General features: G+C 43.6%; 13 protein-coding genes and 3 pseudogenes. 14 read left to right on the forward strand and 2 right to left on the reverse strand.

Going from position 1 to position 18,445, the window contains the following annotated elements:
* Nucleotides 1-455 precede the first annotated feature (455 nt).
* The 11 genes and pseudogenes from QTO06_RS11015 (at nt 456) to QTO06_RS11065 (ending at nt 14,720) form a co-directional block, all read left to right on the forward strand.
* A complete protein-coding gene (locus tag QTO06_RS11015) occupies nt 456-731 on the forward strand; it encodes a hypothetical protein (RefSeq protein WP_331408033.1) in 276 nt (91 codons plus the stop codon).
* A gap of 54 nt (nt 732-785) precedes the next feature.
* A complete protein-coding gene (locus tag QTO06_RS11020) occupies nt 786-1,073 on the forward strand; it encodes a hypothetical protein (RefSeq protein ID WP_331408035.1) in 288 nt (95 codons plus the stop codon).
* 264 nt (nt 1,074-1,337) lie between these two features.
* Nucleotides 1,338-3,494 (forward strand): TonB-dependent receptor plug domain-containing protein, encoded by a 2,157-nt coding sequence (locus QTO06_RS11025; RefSeq protein ID WP_331408037.1) that lies wholly within the window; start codon nt 1,338-1,340, stop codon nt 3,492-3,494.
* Nucleotides 3,488-4,027 carry a YfiR family protein gene (locus QTO06_RS11030; protein ID WP_331408038.1) on the forward strand — a complete coding sequence of 180 codons (540 nt, stop codon included), beginning with the start codon at nt 3,488-3,490 and terminating at the stop codon, nt 4,025-4,027. Before QTO06_RS11025 ends, QTO06_RS11030 begins: the two co-directional genes overlap by 7 nt.
* On the forward strand, nt 4,024-5,949 hold the full coding sequence (locus tag QTO06_RS11035; RefSeq protein WP_331408039.1) for a diguanylate cyclase domain-containing protein: 1,926 nt from the start codon (nt 4,024-4,026) through the stop codon (nt 5,947-5,949). Before QTO06_RS11030 ends, QTO06_RS11035 begins: the two co-directional genes overlap by 4 nt.
* 302 nt (nt 5,950-6,251) lie before the next feature.
* Nucleotides 6,252-9,902: an ATP-binding protein gene (locus tag QTO06_RS11040; protein WP_331408040.1), complete on the forward strand. Its 3,651-nt coding sequence runs from the start codon at nt 6,252-6,254 to the stop codon at nt 9,900-9,902.
* The gene (locus QTO06_RS11045) at nt 9,895-11,049 is read left to right on the forward strand and encodes an EAL domain-containing response regulator (protein ID WP_331408042.1); all 1,155 of its coding nucleotides are present in this window, start codon (nt 9,895-9,897) and stop codon (nt 11,047-11,049) included. The genes QTO06_RS11040 and QTO06_RS11045 overlap by 8 nt, the downstream gene beginning before the upstream one ends.
* Nucleotides 11,050-11,053: 4 nt before the next feature.
* Nucleotides 11,054-11,653 (forward strand): response regulator transcription factor, encoded by a 600-nt coding sequence (locus QTO06_RS11050; protein WP_331408044.1) that lies wholly within the window; start codon nt 11,054-11,056, stop codon nt 11,651-11,653.
* Nucleotides 11,654-11,723: 70 nt separating this feature from the next.
* Nucleotides 11,724-12,095, forward strand: a complete 372-nt coding sequence (locus QTO06_RS11055) for a hypothetical protein (protein WP_331408046.1) — start codon at nt 11,724-11,726, stop codon at nt 12,093-12,095.
* Between the two features lie 40 nt (nt 12,096-12,135).
* Nucleotides 12,136-13,066: pseudogene (locus tag QTO06_RS11060) on the forward strand (peptidoglycan DD-metalloendopeptidase family protein); the annotation flags it as partial.
* Nucleotides 13,067-14,087: 1,021 nt separating this feature from the next.
* Complete coding sequence (locus QTO06_RS11065) at nt 14,088-14,720, forward strand: cytochrome b (protein WP_331408048.1); 633 nt, start codon at nt 14,088-14,090, stop codon at nt 14,718-14,720.
* 119 nt (nt 14,721-14,839) lie between these two features.
* Here QTO06_RS11065 and QTO06_RS11070 read toward each other — a convergent pair whose 3' ends face one another.
* Nucleotides 14,840-15,412 (reverse strand): YceI family protein, encoded by a 573-nt coding sequence (locus QTO06_RS11070; protein WP_331408049.1) that lies wholly within the window; start codon nt 15,410-15,412, stop codon nt 14,840-14,842.
* A 255-nt stretch (nt 15,413-15,667) separates the two neighbouring features.
* Here QTO06_RS11070 and QTO06_RS11075 point away from each other — a divergent pair.
* The 3 genes and pseudogenes from QTO06_RS11075 to QTO06_RS11085 all read left to right on the forward strand — a co-directional run.
* A pseudogene (locus tag QTO06_RS11075) lies at nt 15,668-16,018 on the forward strand (DJ-1/PfpI family protein); the annotation flags it as partial.
* A gap of 234 nt (nt 16,019-16,252) precedes the next feature.
* Nucleotides 16,253-17,383 (forward strand): AI-2E family transporter, encoded by a 1,131-nt coding sequence (locus QTO06_RS11080; RefSeq protein WP_331408051.1) that lies wholly within the window; start codon nt 16,253-16,255, stop codon nt 17,381-17,383.
* Nucleotides 17,384-17,424: 41 nt separating this feature from the next.
* A pseudogene (locus tag QTO06_RS11085) lies at nt 17,425-17,648 on the forward strand (YtoQ family protein); the annotation flags it as partial.
* 65 nt (nt 17,649-17,713) lie between these two features.
* On the opposite strand, the gene QTO06_RS11090 reads toward QTO06_RS11085, so the two are convergent.
* On the reverse strand, nt 17,714-18,304 hold the full coding sequence (locus QTO06_RS11090; protein WP_331408052.1) for a zinc-binding dehydrogenase: 591 nt from the start codon (nt 18,302-18,304) through the stop codon (nt 17,714-17,716).
* Nucleotides 18,305-18,445 lie beyond the last annotated feature (141 nt).

Genomic DNA, 18,445 nt, shown 5'->3' on the forward strand with positions numbered 1-18,445 from the left:
GCAAAAAGCAATACTGGTTCTTCTCATCTTCGAGAGAAACAAAACGCAGATAGGTAATTAACATGAAATATTATCGAGTGATGAAAGTGGGTTGTATTTATCTGAAGCTCTAGTTAATGTAATAATTAGCTGTAAACCAATAACGGTGATGCATAGGCAGTTAAGCTTGTGAGCTATTTTCCGGGCAAGTCAAATACAATAAGCGCCGAAAGGCGCTTTTTCATTTAATACTAGATTTAATCTATAAATCATGTAAACACACCTTCTTAAGTGTTTTTTCCGAAGGTCGGCAAGCCGATCGTTCCTATCCCTTATGGCAACAATGCGAAATAAAAAGATCTTGCTGGTGGCACAACCTTCACTTCCATGCACTGTGGCATGCGTATCGTACTCCGAAGTGGTAAACGATAGGTAGTTAGACGGAATAAAAGACGATGGATTCCAGGGGTAGGAAAATGAACCATTACAACGAAAAGTACTATATTGTTTTCGAGAAGTATGATGAAAACACCTTATATCTAAAGCCTCAAAAGCACTCTGCAATGAGGGACTATGAATTTACTAAATTAAGTGGTAACGAACCGATGTTTTTTGAAAACGGTTATCGTGAAGAAGATGCAGCTCGTGGCGTATCAAGACCGTTAAAAAAAGCTCATTTAGATTCTACTTACCCGGTCATAACGGACGAAATTAAAAAGTCACTAGGCAAAGTTGAAAATGAATATTTCTAGTTGTTCCCAGCAGTTATTGTTGATGATTCGGGGAAATATCACGAGGATTACTGGGTGTTCAATGTATTTGAGAAAATGGATGTATTGAACTTAGAAGAGTGTGATATTGATGATTTTGATCCTGAAGATACAAGACATACGATTGACAAGTACAGTTTAGATACTGATAAGCTGGATGCTTTACCCGAGAAAGAGCGATTGGTTTTTATGCCTAAGTATAGCGATTACCCTCATATAATGGTGCACGAAAGTGTGGTTAAGGCATTTAAAAAACACAATGTAGATACGCTTAATTTTGTTAAAGTCTCTGATTGGGAGATGGGACTACAGTTTGTTAGTTAGTCCTGCCGTGAATAGAATATCTAGCATTAGATTGTGAACTTAAAGCGCCTTTAGGCGCTTTTTACTCTCTATCTCCAATACCCACTATCTGGTACATCAATTAATCGTCTCGACAAAAATAACTCAGCGTAATTGGCGTTGGTTTAAAATGAACCACACTAGGGCAAATGGTACACTGTACTCATATAGATACACTGTAATTTAACGTTTGAACCTCTTCCCTCAAATACCATTTTTTGCGTTCAAACGTTGAGAAATACCACTATGCGTTTGTCGTTAAACCTCGTGATTGCATCCACGTTTGGAGCTGTTGCTCCTGCCTCTGCTAACTATGATCTAGATTCTTTACTCGAAATGCCATTGTGCTCCTTGGCTGAAACCAAGGTTGTTTCGGCCACTCGAACCTCGCAATCCCTTGCAGATACGCCTGCGTCTGTATATGTCATTACTGCAAAAGAGATTAAACGCTCTGGTGCACGCTCTGTGGCTGATGCGTTATCTTTGGCTCCCGGACTGCATGTCGCGAAATACTCCAATTACGATTGGGGTGTCACCGTGCGTGGCAACAACGAAACCCTGAACAATAAAATGTTGGTCATGGTTGATGGTCGTAGTGTGTTTAACCCGATGTCTTCTGGTGTGGATTGGGATTTAATCCCCGTCAGTATGGACAACATAGCTCAGATCGAAATCGTACTCGGTCCAGTTGGCACAGTATGGGGCGGCAATGCCGTAACTGGTGTTATTAACGTCATCACAAAAGAAGCGGACGGTGCGGCAAAAGGGAAGGTGTCAGCCAGTTTCGGAAACTACGATTACCGTGAATATCAGCTCCATCATGCGGACTCTGCTGGTGAATACGCAAACTACAGTCTTTACGGCGAGTTCGTTGATCACATGCCTTGGACCAGCGATGAAGCGCGTGTGCAGCCGTTTCAGCATTTCAATGTGTATACCGAGCGATTCGGTGGTCGTTTGGATTATCAGAAACATGAACATACATTGAGTGTTCAGGCAGGTGGCATTCGTTCCCGTGAAGATTACAACTGGGGTAACTTCCAGCCGAATTTCATCATGCCAGGTGCAGAGCCTATGCGTTCTTTTGAAACCGAAATGACGATGCAAGAGTACTTCGTTGGTGGCCATCATATTTTTGATCGCGCCAATGGTGACAGTTGGGAAAACGAAGTTTGGTTTACCTACAGTTCTAACGACAGTACTCATGCTAATGCCCAGTTTTTCAGAACCGATCTTGATTCACATTACACTTTCTCTGATTTATGGGGTACTGAGTTAACCCTTGGTGGCAACGTACGCCTGATTGATGAGCAATTTGGCACCTTTTCAAAGCGTGATGAGGTGACAATGCCTTATTTACGTGTAGCGGAAGACCCTGATTTTCTCAACCAGTCTTATGGCGTGTACATGAACTGGAATATTCCCGTCATGGATAAGACCAAGTTAACGCTGGGCAATCGTTGGCAATACAATAACCTGACTCATGATATCGATCCGCAACCGCAAGTTCGCTTGAGTTATGAACTTGCAAGCAACCAAAGAATTTGGGCAGGTTGGGGGAAAGCAATAGTGACGCCGTCACGCCTTGAGTTGAGTACTTATCTGCGTGAAAACCAATACATGCAGAACGTAATGTTCAGCGATAACAACTATTACGATTACTATTACAGTACGTTGCTTAAAGGCAATGAAGATCTGGATGTCGAGTCTGTATCTACGTATGAACTTGGTTATCGTTTTTGGGATGAACACCATCTGCAATTCAGCATCGGTGCCTTTTACACCCGACACGAAAACATTCGTGTTTATAAAGCAGAATCAGCGTCGCAAATCATCATTGGCGAAGGTTCATCGCCTGGTACAGTTGGCACAGTGGTAGAGCAGTACACTTCTCAGTTGGTTGATCCAATTTGGAGTGAGAGTTTCGGTGGTGAAATCGCGGTGAAATGGCAACCCCGCGATGATCTCCAAATTAATGCTAACTACAGCTATAAGCGAATTGTTGGTCATTGTGAAGGTGCTATCTGCTCAAATAATGATGCTGTAAAACGAACGATTGAAAATGAGCCAAACCACTTTGTGAATGCACAAGTAATGTGGGATATCACGCCGCAATGGTGGGTAAGTGTCAGTGGCCAATATGTTTCTGAATCGGAACTGCATGAAGATTATGAGTCGGCATTGAATCCGGTTTCTGTTGCCAATAAAGACTACAACTGGCCTGAAGTCGTTTCCTTTGATGCATCTTTAAGCTGGCAGTACAACGATTGTATGCCAGAGATTACCGCGTCGGTCGAGAACTTAGGAGCTGATCAAAGCAAAGAGTTTCCTAACAATTACAACTCTTTTGCTAATGGCACGCAATATTGGCTAACGCTAGATTGGGATTACGCCAGATGGTGAGACGATTCGAGAAGGGTTATGCTTTTAAATGGGGAATAACCTTATGGGCATTATTGAGTGCTTCGTTCGCGTTTGGTCAATATGATGATGCCGATTTGAAAGCGGTCTACTTGTACCGATTTGCTTTACTCGCCGATTGGGGTGCTACTGGCAAGCCTACTGAGCCTGTAGAATACTGTGTCTCAGAGGGGGACTCCGTCGCTGAGCATTTAAAACGCATCGTTGCTCGCAGGCCTCAGCTTTCTCGTTATTACGACCTGTCGAGCGATGTTAAGCCGGTTACTTGCCATATTATCTATATTCCACAAGCCAAGCCTTCCCAGATTGAAACGCTAAGAGAAAGTTATCCCCATTCGTTATTAATCAGCAATGGGGAAAAGTTTGTTTTGATGGGAGGCATGGTTGCATTTGTGAAAGTGAATAACCGTATCCGCCCTATGGTATCGCGCGGTCATGTGGCACCCACTCGAGTACTGCTTCGGGCACAGTTGCTTAGTATTTCGATTCTAGTCGAAGATGAGGTGGTGCCATGATTCGCTCTCGTCTCGCTCGATTGCCACTGCGTCACAAAATGATGCTTCCAACTTGGCTTATGATCACGCTGATTGTTATTGGCTTGGGGACTTTAGCTATTCAATATTTGGTGTTGGCGCAAGAATCAGCACTTGATCGAAGAACTAATATTCTTGGACAAGGCGTTGCCAATACACTTCAAGCTGCATTGATGTTTGACGATTCATACACCGCGAAAGAGCAACTGATTAACCTGAGTTTCGATCCTGATGTGATTTCGGCGTTGGTAGTAAATCAACATGATAAAACCATCGCATCTATTGAAGATTTACCAAAAGGTTGTGAATGGCAGAGCCGTACCTTGAAATGCTCGCATCTTAATGTCGTGATGCGTCATTACGATGTGGTCTTAGGTGATGAAAAGCTTGGTGCGTTAGAGATCTGGGTATCGTTAGAAAACTTACTGATCAATGAGCGCAAAATGTGGTTATCGCTTGGCGTTATCGTGCTGCTACTGTCTATGTGTGCGTGGGCGTTGGCGAAACTGCTGCATTCACTTATCTCGTTGCCGCTCTTGTCTCTGCACCGCTCCGTAGAGCATATGAGTAAAGTCGGGGTAATTCGTAAAGCACTGCCTGTTTACCATCAGGATGAAGTAGGGAAGCTGACAGAGTGCTTTAATGAAATGACCATGAGCTTGGCAGAGCGTGAGTCCCAAGTCGCGCAGGTTTTAAAACGGGTTGAGGATAAAAACCGTTATATACACAGTGCGCTCGATGCAATGCAACGCTGCGTCTTGGTGGTTTCTTCAAGTCATAGGGTGACGTACTTTAACCCTATTGCGTCTAAAGAGTTGCGAGGCATGGATGTTAACTCTGAAATCAGACGTTTGCTCGTGAGCCGCTTTGAACCTATGTCAAAAATTGAGCGGGTAATGTTTGCCATCGACACACATACGACGGTAAAAGGTGTTGAAGTTCGCAGTTTGGATAAGACCAAGCGTTATCTCATCTCTTGCAATCCAATGGACACGGAAAAGAGCAGTTTGATTCAGTTGCAAGACATTACTGAACAAACGCTTTCTGAGCAGCGACGAAAGTTGTTGGATCTGATGTTCGATCAAAACCAAGACGCAATCTTAGTGCTTAATCGAGCATTAGCCACTCAAACTCAAAACCACGCCGCGACACAGTGGTTTGGTGAAGTAGATGCGTTAAAAACGTTAGAGCTTTTGTCGCCTTTTGAAGTAACAAAGGCCGTCAAACTACGATTGCTCAAAACTGGGCACTACAAGACGCACGTAGAGCTCAAAAACCAACAAGGGCGGGTGATGCCTTGTGAGTTGAAAGTACGTGTATTGAAGAGTGAAACGGGCCGAGCAGAAGCTTTTGTGGTTTCCTTTACTGACCTCACCATTGATATTGAATTGAAGCGTTTGAACTACCAAGCGAATCATGACCCGCTCACTGGCCTTGCAAACCGCTCTAAAGCAATGCGCCGTCTGCAAGAAAAGCACGATGTTGGTGCTTCTCAGCATATCTTGTTTGTTGACTTAGATGGATTTAAAGCCGTCAATGATAAATATGGACACGCGATAGGCGATCAACTACTTAAAGTCGTTGCTCAACGCTTGATGAACTGCGTTGCTCGTAGAGATTTAGTTTCGCGTTTGGCAGGTGACGAGTTTTTGATTGCCGTAAGGGATGCGACAAGTTGTGAGTTAATTGCACAACGCATCATAGAAAGTTTATCCAAGCCATTTCAGTTTGGTGATGTAACGTGTGACATCTCTGCCAGCATCGGTGTGAGTTATTGGTCGAGAGAAGACGGTTCGACATTGGACGAAAAAATCAATGAAGCCGATATGGCAATGTATCTAGCCAAGAATAACGGGAAAAATCAGTTTCACTGTCTTAATGAAACAACATGCCTGGTTGAATAATCATCAAGGCCACACTTAACTAGTGTGACCTTTTTTTCATCACAAACTGGTGTCTAATTATACTTCTTTGTTTATTTTGGCGACGACATACCGTTTATTTGTTGTGCAAACAGTTTCGTGTTGATGATGAGATGGTAAACGCAATTTCGTTGTAGTCCAAGGTGGATAATGTTGTAAGAATATCCTTACCAACCATAAAAAATTGGCATTTAATCAATAAGATAAAATTAATTTGCCTAGTTACGAAGTTTGACATTTAAGCTGTGCAAATTAGTCTGACCTCCCAAGTTGTGGAAGTCGTTATGTTCAGCATTCTAAGAAAAACTGTTGTATTTTTTGCCGCATTCATCGGAATTGCGTCTTCAAACTATTCTCTCGCTGCGGAAGAACCAAGTGATGTCGTTGTGGTTGGCGTGATCGCACAAATGTCCGATGACCCTAATGCCGGCATCAAGGTGAACGCCTTCTATGGTATTAACCTAGAGTACCTGACGAACATTGCGAAGGTTCTCAATCTCAAGCTTATTCTGCGCTCTTATGACAACATCCCCGATATCCTCAATGATATTGAAAGTGGCAAGATTGACGGGGCCGTTGGTTTTAGTAAAACACCGGAGCGTGAGGCGCGATTTATTTTCTCTCAGCCCTTCTTCTCTAGTACCGTCGCCGTTTGGTATCGCGAAAACAGTTATTACAAACGCGACCCTAGGGAACTGCAATGGGTATGCGTGGTCGGAAGCGTATACTGCGAGTCTCTGAAAGATACGGGTGCAACCAACGTTCGAGAAGTTCAAACACGAGCGAAAGCATTTGATGAGGTGAGAACTGGTCGTGCTAACGCGCTGATCTCGACCTACGTCGCGATCAACCAATACTTAGATCAAAACGACATCGTGAATGGCTCGGTTGATATCCCAAGTTGGTTAAACGAAGAGGACGTTAGCTTTATTACCTCTAAGGAGAACCAAGCGCTTGTTGATAGAATTGACCGCATTTTAAGCTGGGAGCGCAATGGTAAAAACATTCGTTCTGTTGCATCGAAAAACCCTTATCACGTCAACGACAAGTTGCTGGTGGAATATCGCCGTGATATCAAGAACAAACAGACCATCACTTACAGCAGTAGCGAAGAGGCGTTTCCGTTTCTGTTCAGAAATGCGCACACCGGTCGTTTAGATGGCTTCCTACCGGATTTTATTGACCTCATTCAATCTCGGACGGGACTCAAGTTTGAATACTTAAAACCTAGCAGCAGCTTAAACAGCGGCTTGACTGCATTTAGTGCCGATATTGTTCCAGTCGCCTACGTAGATCATGCGCGTTCTTCAGACTGGCTCATCACCAAACCTTTCATGCACAACAACTTTGTCGCGGTTGAAGCGTTAGATGTGGACAGTCATCCACCTCACGATGCGAAATCGGGCATATTAATGAGTTTAAAGAAGCAGGGGTTGGTAAATCTAGATTCATGGAAAGAAGAGCGCTTCACACGTTATGACGATTTAAAGCAATTGCTGAGCGATTTGAAATCAGGGGAGATCGATGTCGCCTATGTGCCGGACGACATTGTTCATAGCATGATTGCGCAAGATAATATTGATGGGCTGCTTATCAGTGAAAAAGACGTCCTTACGCTCTCTATTGCTTTTGCAGTCGCAAACCACAATACCAAGTTAAAGAAAATCCTCGACAGTATCATCGACACGATCGATGCCAAAGAGATAGACAAACTTAACCGTACATACCGTAACTTCAACTTGGTCTATGGATACGGCGAAGAGCATATCTTTACCATCGTACTGTTTGTCGCGGTGGTGTTCGTCATCTTGCTTGCCATTGTTTACTTCGTTCTGGCACATCTTAAGCTAAAAGTGAACCTAGCGGAGCTCAATGCGACTAACGAAGAAAAAGAAAAGCAGTGGTTGATGGAGATAATCCAAGAGATCAACAGCATTGTCTTTATCCATGGTGAAGATAATCAGATCCAAATGAGCAACTGTTCTTTGTACCGCAATAATCGTTGTAAAGGCTGTACGATTCAAAGCCGAATAGGGGCGAAACCGCTGGTGGATAATGTAAGCGAACTGCGCCAAGTTATAGCTGGAAAGCGTATCTCGGATACAACGGCCTCTAATGCTTGTAAGCTCGGTATCCAGCATGTTTATCGAGAGCGTAAATCGATTCTTTCACCGAGTAGCAAGAAGAAGTTCGTTCTAACCGTTTTACAAGATATCACCGAGCAGAAAGAGCGAGAGTTTGCACTCATCGATGCCCAAGAAAAGGCGCAAACTGCGGTTAGAGCGCGAGAGAACTTTTTGGCGACGATGAGCCACGAACTAAGAACTCCGTTGTCTGCGGCACACGGCTTGCTAGACTTGTTGACCCGTCAGACTAACCGCGAGTCTAGTAAAGAGCTCATCACTCAAGCGATGCGTTCTCTTAATCACTTGAACCTATTGGTGGATGAAGTACTTGATTACTCCAAGCTTGAAGCAGGTCAATTAAAAGTCACTCCGACCAAAACCAATGTGGTGACAACCCTCAGTGATGTTGTGCGTAGCTTTGAGCCAAAAGCCGTAAGTAAAGGCTTGGATTACCGTGTGACTTTCAAACCGTTTGTGAATCCTTGGTTGAAAGTTGATGCCGTGCGTTTGGTTCAGATCACCACAAACTTACTATCTAACGCGGTGAAATTTACCACCGATGGTGAGATCAGCGTCAGCGTTGCAATGAATGAAGGGAAGTTGATCCTGAAGATTGCAGACACGGGTATCGGCATGACGGAGACACAGCTTGACGGCATTCTCCAACCGTTCGTGCAAGCTGATGACACGATCACACGTAAATACGGTGGCACAGGACTCGGGTTGAGCATTGTTGACCGTCTTGTGGAATGCATGGGCGGGGATCTCTGCATCGATTCCCAATTCGGCTTAGGTACGACAATGGTCGTGAAGCTACCAGTGGTTTTCTGCGAAGCCGAACCGCAAGCGGCCATTCGTTATACCTTCTCACCAACTTTACCTGCGAATGTGCGTGACTGGTGTCTAGTTTGGGGGATGGAGTCTACGGATGTAGCGCCATGCTTAGCGGGTAAGTTTTCATCTCAAGGTAAATTCCAAGGTCTCAATTTGGTGTGTGGGGAAAATCGAGAATGTGAGCTTTCTCCTTCTGATGCCAAGTACCCCGACACTCTTTTGGCGCTGTTAACACAAGATTGTTCATTGAAGCCAAAGCAAACTAAAAGACTCAGTGATGTGTATTGGAAGCACGGTTCGGTTTTGGTTGCAGAAGATAATCCGATTAACCAAAGCGTGATTACGATGCAACTGCGAGAGCTTGGCATCGAGCCTGTGATCGTCAGCAACGGGCTAGAAGCGTGGCAATACGTTAACCATGACGATCAAGTGATCTTAGTGCTGACCGATTTCCATATGCCAGAGATGGATGGCTTTGAGCTAGTGAAGAAGCTTAAAGCAACACCAGAGCATGCTTCGATCCCTGTAATTGGCGTGACGGCAGAGGATTCTCGCTTAGCCAATGAGCGAGCAAAAAATATCGGGATTGATGACATCTTATACAAGCCTTATGACTTAGAAAAACTCAAGTCGAAGCTGCTGCCTTACCTCGGTCAAGAAAAAGAGACGAAATGGCCTGAGTGGATCGAGAAGTTCAGAAAGCAAGATGCGCATGAGATCGCGAAAGTGTTTAAGAGCTCGATGACACAAGACGTTTCCAACTTAAAGCAAGCAGAAAGCAAGTTAGAGAAAAAACGCATTATCCATGGCATTAAAGGCGCGCTCGGTGCCATTGGCGTTAGCATCTTAGCCGAACAGTGTGTCGAAGCAGAGCAGGCGAGCGACGCCGATTTTGAATCACATGTTACTGGCCTTATCGATCGAATCGAACAAGAAATCAACCTCGCAGAACATTGGATAAAAGCTCATGAATAAACCACTTAAAGCGATGGTGATTGATGACCATCCACTGCAAATTACTCTGTTAAAGCAAATGTTGCAGCGTCACGACGTAGACGTTGCGTCATTCGATGACGTAGACAAAGCCATTGCACACGCAAAATCGATAAATATCGACATAATCTTCTGTGATCTGCAAATGCCAAACAAAGATGGCATCGACATGATGGAAATGCTTAACCAGATTGGTTATCGCGGCAAAGTCGTGCTGGTCAGTGCGATGGAACTGACAATTGTCACAGCTGTGCGTGCTATGTGTGAGACGTTCAGTTTTGAAGTACTGGGTAAGTTACTTAAGCCTTACGATGAAAGCCAAGTCGTCGAAATGCTAAGAAGATCGGGACTTGAACCGGCCAAAACAACGCATTTCCAACAAGATATCTGTGTTCAAGACCAAGAGTTCTTGTTCGCATTGGCTGAGGGTAAAGTCAAAAACTACTACCAGCCTTTAGCAGATGCCAACTCAGGCGAGATTATCGGTTATGAAGCGCTTGCTCGTTGGTTTCATCCAATTTACGGTGTGCTCGCTCCGCATAATTTCCTTTCGATTGTGGAACGCTGTCACTTATCAGCAGAGTTATTTGATGCAGTGTTTAGCAACGCGTTATACGACATGAAAAATCGCGGACTCAAGCAACATGTCTCGCTCAATGTCGATCATGACAATTTAGAAGATGCGGAATTTGCGAACCAATTTATCGCCCGTTGTCAGGCGCATGGCATCAGTCCAGACCGATTTACGATAGAGATAACAGAGCGAGACACATTTCAAACTAGTCCAGCGCTCTACAAGAACCTACTTAAATTTCGAATGAATGGAGTGACGATCAGTATTGATGATTTCGGTACCGGATCATCCTCGTTAGAAAAGCTTGCTCAATTGCCTTTTAACGAGCTGAAAATCGACCGTTCATTCGTTCAAGGGTTAGTTCATGACCCGAAAAAGAAAAACATAGTGTTAGCGATATGCGCACTAGCAAAAAGCTTAAATATTAGCGTCGTCGCAGAGGGGGTGGAAGATGAGGTGACGCTAGAGGCCATGCGCCAATATACCGTTGATGTGTGCCAAGGCTATTACATCGATAAACCTATGCCATTAGAAGCAATAACGATATTGAATTAAAAGAATGATGAATAAAATGAACTGCTTGATCTTTGATGATCACCCACTGGTTTGCATTGCTATTAAATCCTTGGTCGAAAGCCTAGGCATTGCAAATGAAGTTATGACGGCAACAAGCTCAAAAGACGCACTAAAAACACTGAAAGAATCGGATATCGGTTTGCTCATTTTGGATGTGAATCTCGCGGATTGTGATGGGTACGATTTTTATAAGCGTATTACATCTCACGGTTTCAGTGGCAAAGTCATCTTCTTCTCTGCTGAGACCAGCCACATGTATAGCCAAATGGCGTTTCGCTCGGGCGCTGATGGTTATGTATGTAAGTCCGAAAACCATGAAATTTTGAAAGATGCGATAGAAGCCGTAGCGAAAGGGTACTCGTTCTTCAAATTCAAACAAACGGTAGAAGAACATCGAAATGTACCGACGTTATCCAGCCGTGAAAGCGCCGTAATGAAGTTACTACTGCAAGGAAAGAGTAACCGAGACATCGCGGATGTCCTGTCTATCAGTGACAAGACCGTTAGCACCTACAAGCGACGCGTTCTGGATAAGTTCAACGTAAAAAACATCGTTGAACTGGCAAAAGTTGTGAGCACTTAACAGGAGAAAGGATGAATTTATAAACATCTATTTGTCTTTTTTCTTTGCCACGCTTTTGTTTACAACCTCAATGACCATGATTGGCGCTATGCTGATTTCTCATGAGGTAAAACAATTTAAGCTCTACACTCAGGGAATTTCTAAGACTAAGCAAAAGGTAACCATGCTTGGTCTGCTCATGGAGTCTGAATTGGCCCGTTACGAGGGGAAATCGGCAAAGGAAATTGCAGAGCTTACGGAGTTTAGCTTCCAAGATGCAGTTTATGCGCTTGAAGTAGGAAGTGAGCTAGATTATGTGGAATCAGTCGTGCGAAAAGTTATACATGAAGCCGAAGGCTACCTATCAAACGTTTATGAACGAATCGACGTTGTGCTTTATTTTCGCTCCTATACCGCTAACAAGCTTATTCTTGAAAATCCTACGAAGAACTCAAGAATTTAGCTGCCCCATTTGATATTGGTTGGTGTAAAGAAACTAACCACTGCAACAAGTGAGCTTCCACGAAAGCCTTGTCGAACGTTCGATTTATACACAAAACGACGATGGCACATTCGCTTATGAGTTTGTTGAAGAGCCGGGTGAATGGCGCGAAGAAATGTACTCAGGTAAAATCAACGGCAGTTTCTCATCTTCTGCACACCGACAAGGATTAACCACCAGCCAGATTGCGAACATTACGCGTGTACTTCGTGACAAAGTGAATTTTGCTCGCGAGCTGCGTGCTGGTGATAGCTTTCATGTGTTGGTGCGTCGTCAGTACGTTGATGACCATTTGACCGGCAATACCGAAGTGCGGGGCATTGCCATCAAGATGCGTGGCAAAGACGTAGAAGCGTTTTTGGCTGAAGATGGGCGCTTATGACCGTGATGGAAACAGCTTAGAGCAAGCCTTTAACCGTTATCCAGTCGACAAACAATTCCGACGTATTACGTCTCCGTTTAACCCGAACCGAAGACACCCTGTAACGGGCCGAATTCAACCGCATAATGGTACCGATTTCGCGACGCCTGTGGGTTCGCCAGTTTACTCAACGGGTGATGGCAAAGTGATTGCTGTTCGTAACCACCCTTACGCAGGTAAATACTTGGTGATTGAGCACAACAGTGTGTACAAAACTCGTTATCTGCACTTGAGCCGTTTCTTAGTCAAGAAAGGCGAACACGTTAAACGTGGGCAACAGATTGCGCTTTCGGGTGCGACAGGTCGTTTAACAGACCCACACTTGCACTTCGAAGTACTCGTGCGCAACCGTGCAGTGGACTCGATGACCGCCGATTTTCCGCTGGCGAGTTCGATTCCAAACAAAGACAAGCCTACGTTCTTAGCACGAGTTTCTGAATTTGATGACATGGTTGCTACCGAGCAAAATGCAAGCAACGCAAAATCGAGCGAGGGTAAAAAGACGTCTTAGACTGTTTTCATAGATCAATGAACAAAGGCAGGCTTCGGTTTGCCTTTGACCATAAAAAATCGAATCAAGCGGAGGTGGAAATCTTCGATCTAGAAAGCTTGCATGGCCAAGAGTACAAAAGCCATTCACCTCAAAAACCGCATCGCATTACCTACTTTATGGCGACCAAAACGCGATTTCATACATCAACGCAAACAAGTACATTCAGCATAACCTTGCGGTGGCTGACGGATTGTTTTTCGTTTTAGCGAGTTATATACCCAATAATAGTTCGAAAATAAATCAATGTGACACAGTTGTAAAATAGAAATAGTTTTGCCTTGGCTTTTATTTGTACAGAAATTAACGACATTAAGTGATAACCGGATTATTAATGCCTTTTTGAAATATGAATAGAATTAAGACTCTATTTTTTCTCTTTTGTATTTTTGTTGTAGCGCGTGAAAAATGTGTGACTTTAATTCAAAATAATATTTTAAAATCGATTTATCTGAGTTTCTTCGCTTTTATATTTATCTTATTTATATTGGTTATTAAATGATATGAGTTATATTCTTTGCTTATTTGTTGTGGGAAAAATACTACAACAAAAACAGTTAAGTTAATGTTTTACGGTTTTATTTAACCCAGTGTTTGTTGTTTTTGTTGAATGTGAAACGAGGCTTTTGTTGCTAACTTGCTGTTATATTTCTAGAAGTTGCTGTCTATTTTCTCAAAGTGACGCCTTTCTTTTGATTGTAACAAAGCTGCTGTGAATTAAATTAAAATAAGCTAATTAAGTTTATCCTTTAACATGAATTTAAACTCGATTGATATAATAATCAGCTTTATGAAATGTGGTGGTTATTCGCTATGAAAGATAAAGTTTGATATTTATCCCAGAAGTAAGAAGGAATTTTTGCCTTGGTTGTTTTTATTTGTAAATTAAGTGTACTTGCAAAAAATAAATGAACCGTTAATTGCAGGTCTTTGTGCAGTACCTAAATAATTAATATAAGACTAAGGACTTAATGGTGACAATATGTCAAAACTAGATTCTGGCCAGTACCAGAAAGCGATTCCGCACGCCCAAAATAAGGCATTCAAACCTAAAAATGACTCACCTCAACGCCAAAGCAATACGTCACAACATTATGACGCGCTCAGTAAATGGTTACATTGGATAATGGCGGTGATCATAATCTACGCCACGATTGCTGGTTATGGCATGTTGTTTGTGATGGATATGCCACAACTGTTTCATGTGTTGTCGACGCTCAATATGTCATTCGCGACCATTGCATCCGTGTTGTTAATCGTACGTTGGGGTTGGTCATTCTTTCGAAAGACACCGGAGTTACCAAGCACGATATCTAGTACGCAGAAAAGCATCGCTAAATTGGCCCATGGCACCATCTATCTTGTGATGTTTGTTGTCTTTGTCAGTGGCTTTTTGATGCTTAAGCACGAGTACCCATTCTTTTGGCTGTTTACCATTCCAAACCCAATTTCTAATGCCGAAGTGAATGAGTTTTTCTTTATGGTTCATCGAGTTGGTTGTGCCACATTAGCAACGCTGGTGGCGTTGCACGTTGCGGCGGCATTGAAACACCACTTCGTGAGTAAGAATGATGTGTTAAGAAGCATGGCGCTAAGTACGTCCAAGCAAAATTGATAGCAGGGAAACGGGCGCTTTAAAGCGCATTGAATAAAGCGGTTTAAACCACAAGAAAAAAGGCTTGGTGAGCCTCCAAGCCTTTGTTTCGCGTTATCAAGCCCTTTTGGGCTAAATAACTACTTTTTAAAGGTGAGATTTAGAGTGAGTGGAACTCGGTCTGAAATCTTAATACCACCAACCGTTGCTGCTAGGTTTGTTAAGTTTTCAGTTGGGATACCAAAACCTGAAGCGCCAATAATGACAGGCGCACTTGAGCTAACCATCAAAGTATCGCCAGCATTGAGTACCACAACAGGGAATTCTACCGACTTGGTCTTACCAAACAGCGTCACTTCAGCAGGTACTTTAAGCTTGTGAGAGCCTTCACCTAGCGCTGTCCAATCGACTTTACCGACAACTTTCACAGGGGCATGTTTTGCGGATTCGAAGAAGATTTCGTTGAGTCGCGTATTACGGATTGGAATGCCTGTTTCAATGCTGTTTAGGTCGATAGATACATCAAATTGTCCTTCGCTGTTAAGCGTGCCTTTGAGGGCATCGATGGTCGCGGGTTCAACAACAAACTGATTTTTGATGGTAGCAAAGCTGACTGAGGAGAATTTTGAATCTAGCGTGTAGTTATCAGCAGCGAACGATGCACCTGAAAATAGCGCGAGCGCGATGCTTAGGGTGGATAAAGTCTTTCTCATTATTATTAACCTTATATACGTTGAACAACGGTTCTACTTGATAGTAGTTCGGATTTATAAAAGTTAATAAGGAATTAAATCGATTGATTTCGATGTTTTTTTCGATGTGATTATGCGCTCATTAATGATGATTTTATATCAATGTAACTGATGCCATTTACGCTTTTTATGTCAAAAATGTGCTAATTATCAATGGCTTATTAAGTGGGTGTGAATGTGTGAACCTATTTCTAACTGATGATTCGCGACTTGCTTAGGTTGGTTGGCTCTATCTGGGCGGGCTCTTTTATCTTGCATGAATTGGGCTTGCTCGACGGTAAAAAGCTCACAACGAACCCTGATGCTAAAGCGGTGTTAAAGAGCATGGGAGGTGACGTTCAAGATGTTCCTTTGGTTGTTGAGGGTAATATTGCAACGGCGGGTGGTTGTTTATCATTGATGTACCTCATTGGTTGGGTAGCGGAGTGCCTCTTTGATTCTGATAAGCGACGTGAAATCCAAAATCAATTGATACCAGCAGGGCAGTTGGAGATGTTCGAGTTTCTGATCGCGAACACAATCATGGAAGCAGAAGTGCTTAACAACGTGACTTACTCAGCGGAATAAACAATAGCTCTGATTTTCCCTTTGTGACTGACCACAAACTTGTTCACTAAACCGTTGAATGTACGGGGAAGTGTACTAGGTTTTATATGAGTGCTTGTTTTATGAAACCGTTGTCCTTTAAGCCAATGGTCTTCCATTAAGTGCGGATAAATACTGTGTTGGGTCTATTCACGCGTCATCGATTATCGAATTACCGATGAATAAGAATATGGCGCGAAACCAAAGGGAAAAACAGTGAGTAATTCAAACGAAAACCTAGAAAAAGTGTTGGCGAAGGCATTCACAACTTCTTTGATACGATTCTCCGTCACAACGCTTATCGTCATTGTATGCTGGTGGGCGTTTTTACCATTTTTACCAATCTTACTCTGGGCGTTAGTGTTGGCTATCGCGCTCTATCCAGTAAAGTTAGTCATCGAAAGCAAGCTCGGGCTTAGCTCGGCTCGTTCCGCAACGCTGATAGCGATTATTGGTGTCCTAATTCTTGGTACGCCAACAGCAATGGTTGGTAACTCCTTTGCTTCGAAAACACTCGGTGCATTTGAATCGTATCGAGATGGCACTTTGGTCATTACCAAGCCCGCGGACAGCGTCAAAACTTGGCCTTTAGTCGGTGAAAAAGTTCATGCCGTTTGGTTCGAAGCGGCTAACGATCTTCCGGAGTTCATAGAGAAGCGACAACCTCAAATAAAAGGCTTCTTCAGTTGGTTCGTTGATAGTGCGACGGGAGCGGCGAAGAGCGTGTTTATGCTGATAGGCGCGATCATTATCGCCGGTATCATGCTCGCTTGGGCTCAACCTGCTGCAAAGTCGATACGTAAGATTTTCATTAGCTTCACCGATGAGGTGAGAGGGCCAGATTTACATCAACTCACCACCGCCACCATCAGACAAGTGGCCGTAGGAATAATCGGTATTGCTTTTTTAACCGCAATGGCTTTCGGTGCTGTCGTTGCATTATCCGGCGTACCTGCCGCCGCTTTGTTTACACTCATAGCGCTGATCTTTGCGATTGTGCAATTGCCAGTGACCATTATTGCGTTAGTTGCTGTCGGTCTTTTGTGGGCAGGAGATAGCGGCACGGTTCATAACGTCATTTTTACTGTTTTGCTTATTGCTGCAAGTTTGATTGATAACTTTTTAAAACCATTGATCCTCGGGAGAGGCCTAGAGGTGCCAATGCCGATTGTGTTGATTGGTGCTATTGGCGGCATGATGTCTGGCGGTATTTTGGGGATGTTTATTGGTGCAGCATTCCTGGCGGCGGGTTACCAAGTGTTTATGAAGTGGGTAGATACAGAGACCCAAGATGTTGTAGAAGCAATAGAAACGACGGAAGTAAAAGAGGAAGAGCAAAAGCAATAGCTCACATTCTTTACCAGTATAAAAGACGGCTCACATGGCCGTCTTTTAAGTCTTGTGACCTTGCTGTGATTCGATTTGGTGACAAATATAAACAGTGGAGTGCGGCATTTGATGAGGTTTCTGTACCGCTTTAGATAAGCCTTACATCACTTTGCATGCTGAGAACATTGTCCATGTACTTAAAGAAGTTGATGCTTCAGCCCTGGCATGGGCAACGACACCAGAACACATTATTGAATTAATTGCATACACGGTAACTCCATAACTGAAAAAAGACCTCCATCACGGAGGTCTTTTTGAATTGCGCTGTTAATGTCACTGAGACAAAACTTAGATATTCACGACGACTTTACCAATCGCTTGACCACTGGCTAAACGCTCATGCGCAGCGCCAGCTTGCCCAAGGGTAAACTCTTGTTCATCAAGAACTGTTTTTAGTGCGCCAGATTCTGCAATCTTTGCTAATTCTTTTAGGATTATGGCGTGTTTGCGTCGACCAACATTGTGGATCATCGGAATAAGCATAAATACCACGTGCAATGACAGGCCTTTCATGTGAACGGTACTTAAATCTTGCTCATGCAAAGACACGGTTGTTGCAACTTGGCCGTTGAGTTTTGCTGCATCAAACGAGTTAGTTAGGTTTGCACCGCCAACTGAATCGAAGACCACATCAAAGCCAGCACCAGAGGTGTGTTTCGCAACGTAATCGGCTACCGACTCAGTACGGTAATCAATCGCGGTTGCACCAAGCTCGGTAATCAGGTCATTCTTCACACCAGTAGAACCAGTTGCGAAGACTTCGGCACCCATGTGACGAGCAAGCTGCAGTGCGATGTGTCCAACACCACCTGCGCCGCCACCCGTGCATGAGATTGGTTTCTTCGGCAGTATGTTTATCGGCGGGGCGGAAAAGTCCAAAGAATTTGGCTTTCATTATCGAAACCGAGCGGAAGAGCTGGGATGTGCATTTCTTGATGCCGGAACCGTGGTGGAATCTTGTCCGAACGAAGGAATTCATTGGCAACAAGACCAGCATGAGAAATTGGCTAAAGCACTGCA

The organism is Vibrio sp. M260121, assembly GCF_036533715.1.
Taxonomy (GTDB): domain Bacteria; phylum Pseudomonadota; class Gammaproteobacteria; order Enterobacterales; family Vibrionaceae; genus Vibrio.

What these genes read in the sequence shown, in the direction of transcription:
- QTO06_RS11035 (WP_331408039.1), top strand. Translation starts at nt 4,024, where the DNA reads ATGATTCGCTCTCGTCTCGCTCGATTGCCACTGCGTCACAAAATGATG.
- QTO06_RS11030 (WP_331408038.1), top strand. Translation starts at nt 3,488, where the DNA reads ATGGTGAGACGATTCGAGAAGGGTTATGCTTTTAAATGGGGAATAACC.
- QTO06_RS11025 (WP_331408037.1), top strand. Translation starts at nt 1,338, where the DNA reads ATGCGTTTGTCGTTAAACCTCGTGATTGCATCCACGTTTGGAGCTGTT.
- QTO06_RS11070 (WP_331408049.1), bottom strand. Translation starts at nt 15,412, where the DNA reads ATGAGAAAGACTTTATCCACCCTAAGCATCGCGCTCGCGCTATTTTCA.
- QTO06_RS11015 (WP_331408033.1), top strand. Translation starts at nt 456, where the DNA reads ATGAACCATTACAACGAAAAGTACTATATTGTTTTCGAGAAGTATGAT.
- QTO06_RS11040 (WP_331408040.1), top strand. Translation starts at nt 6,252, where the DNA reads ATGTTCAGCATTCTAAGAAAAACTGTTGTATTTTTTGCCGCATTCATC.
- QTO06_RS11055 (WP_331408046.1), top strand. Translation starts at nt 11,724, where the DNA reads ATGACCATGATTGGCGCTATGCTGATTTCTCATGAGGTAAAACAATTT.
- QTO06_RS11050 (WP_331408044.1), top strand. Translation starts at nt 11,054, where the DNA reads ATGATGAATAAAATGAACTGCTTGATCTTTGATGATCACCCACTGGTT.
- QTO06_RS11045 (WP_331408042.1), top strand. Translation starts at nt 9,895, where the DNA reads ATGAATAAACCACTTAAAGCGATGGTGATTGATGACCATCCACTGCAA.
- QTO06_RS11065 (WP_331408048.1), top strand. Translation starts at nt 14,088, where the DNA reads ATGTCAAAACTAGATTCTGGCCAGTACCAGAAAGCGATTCCGCACGCC.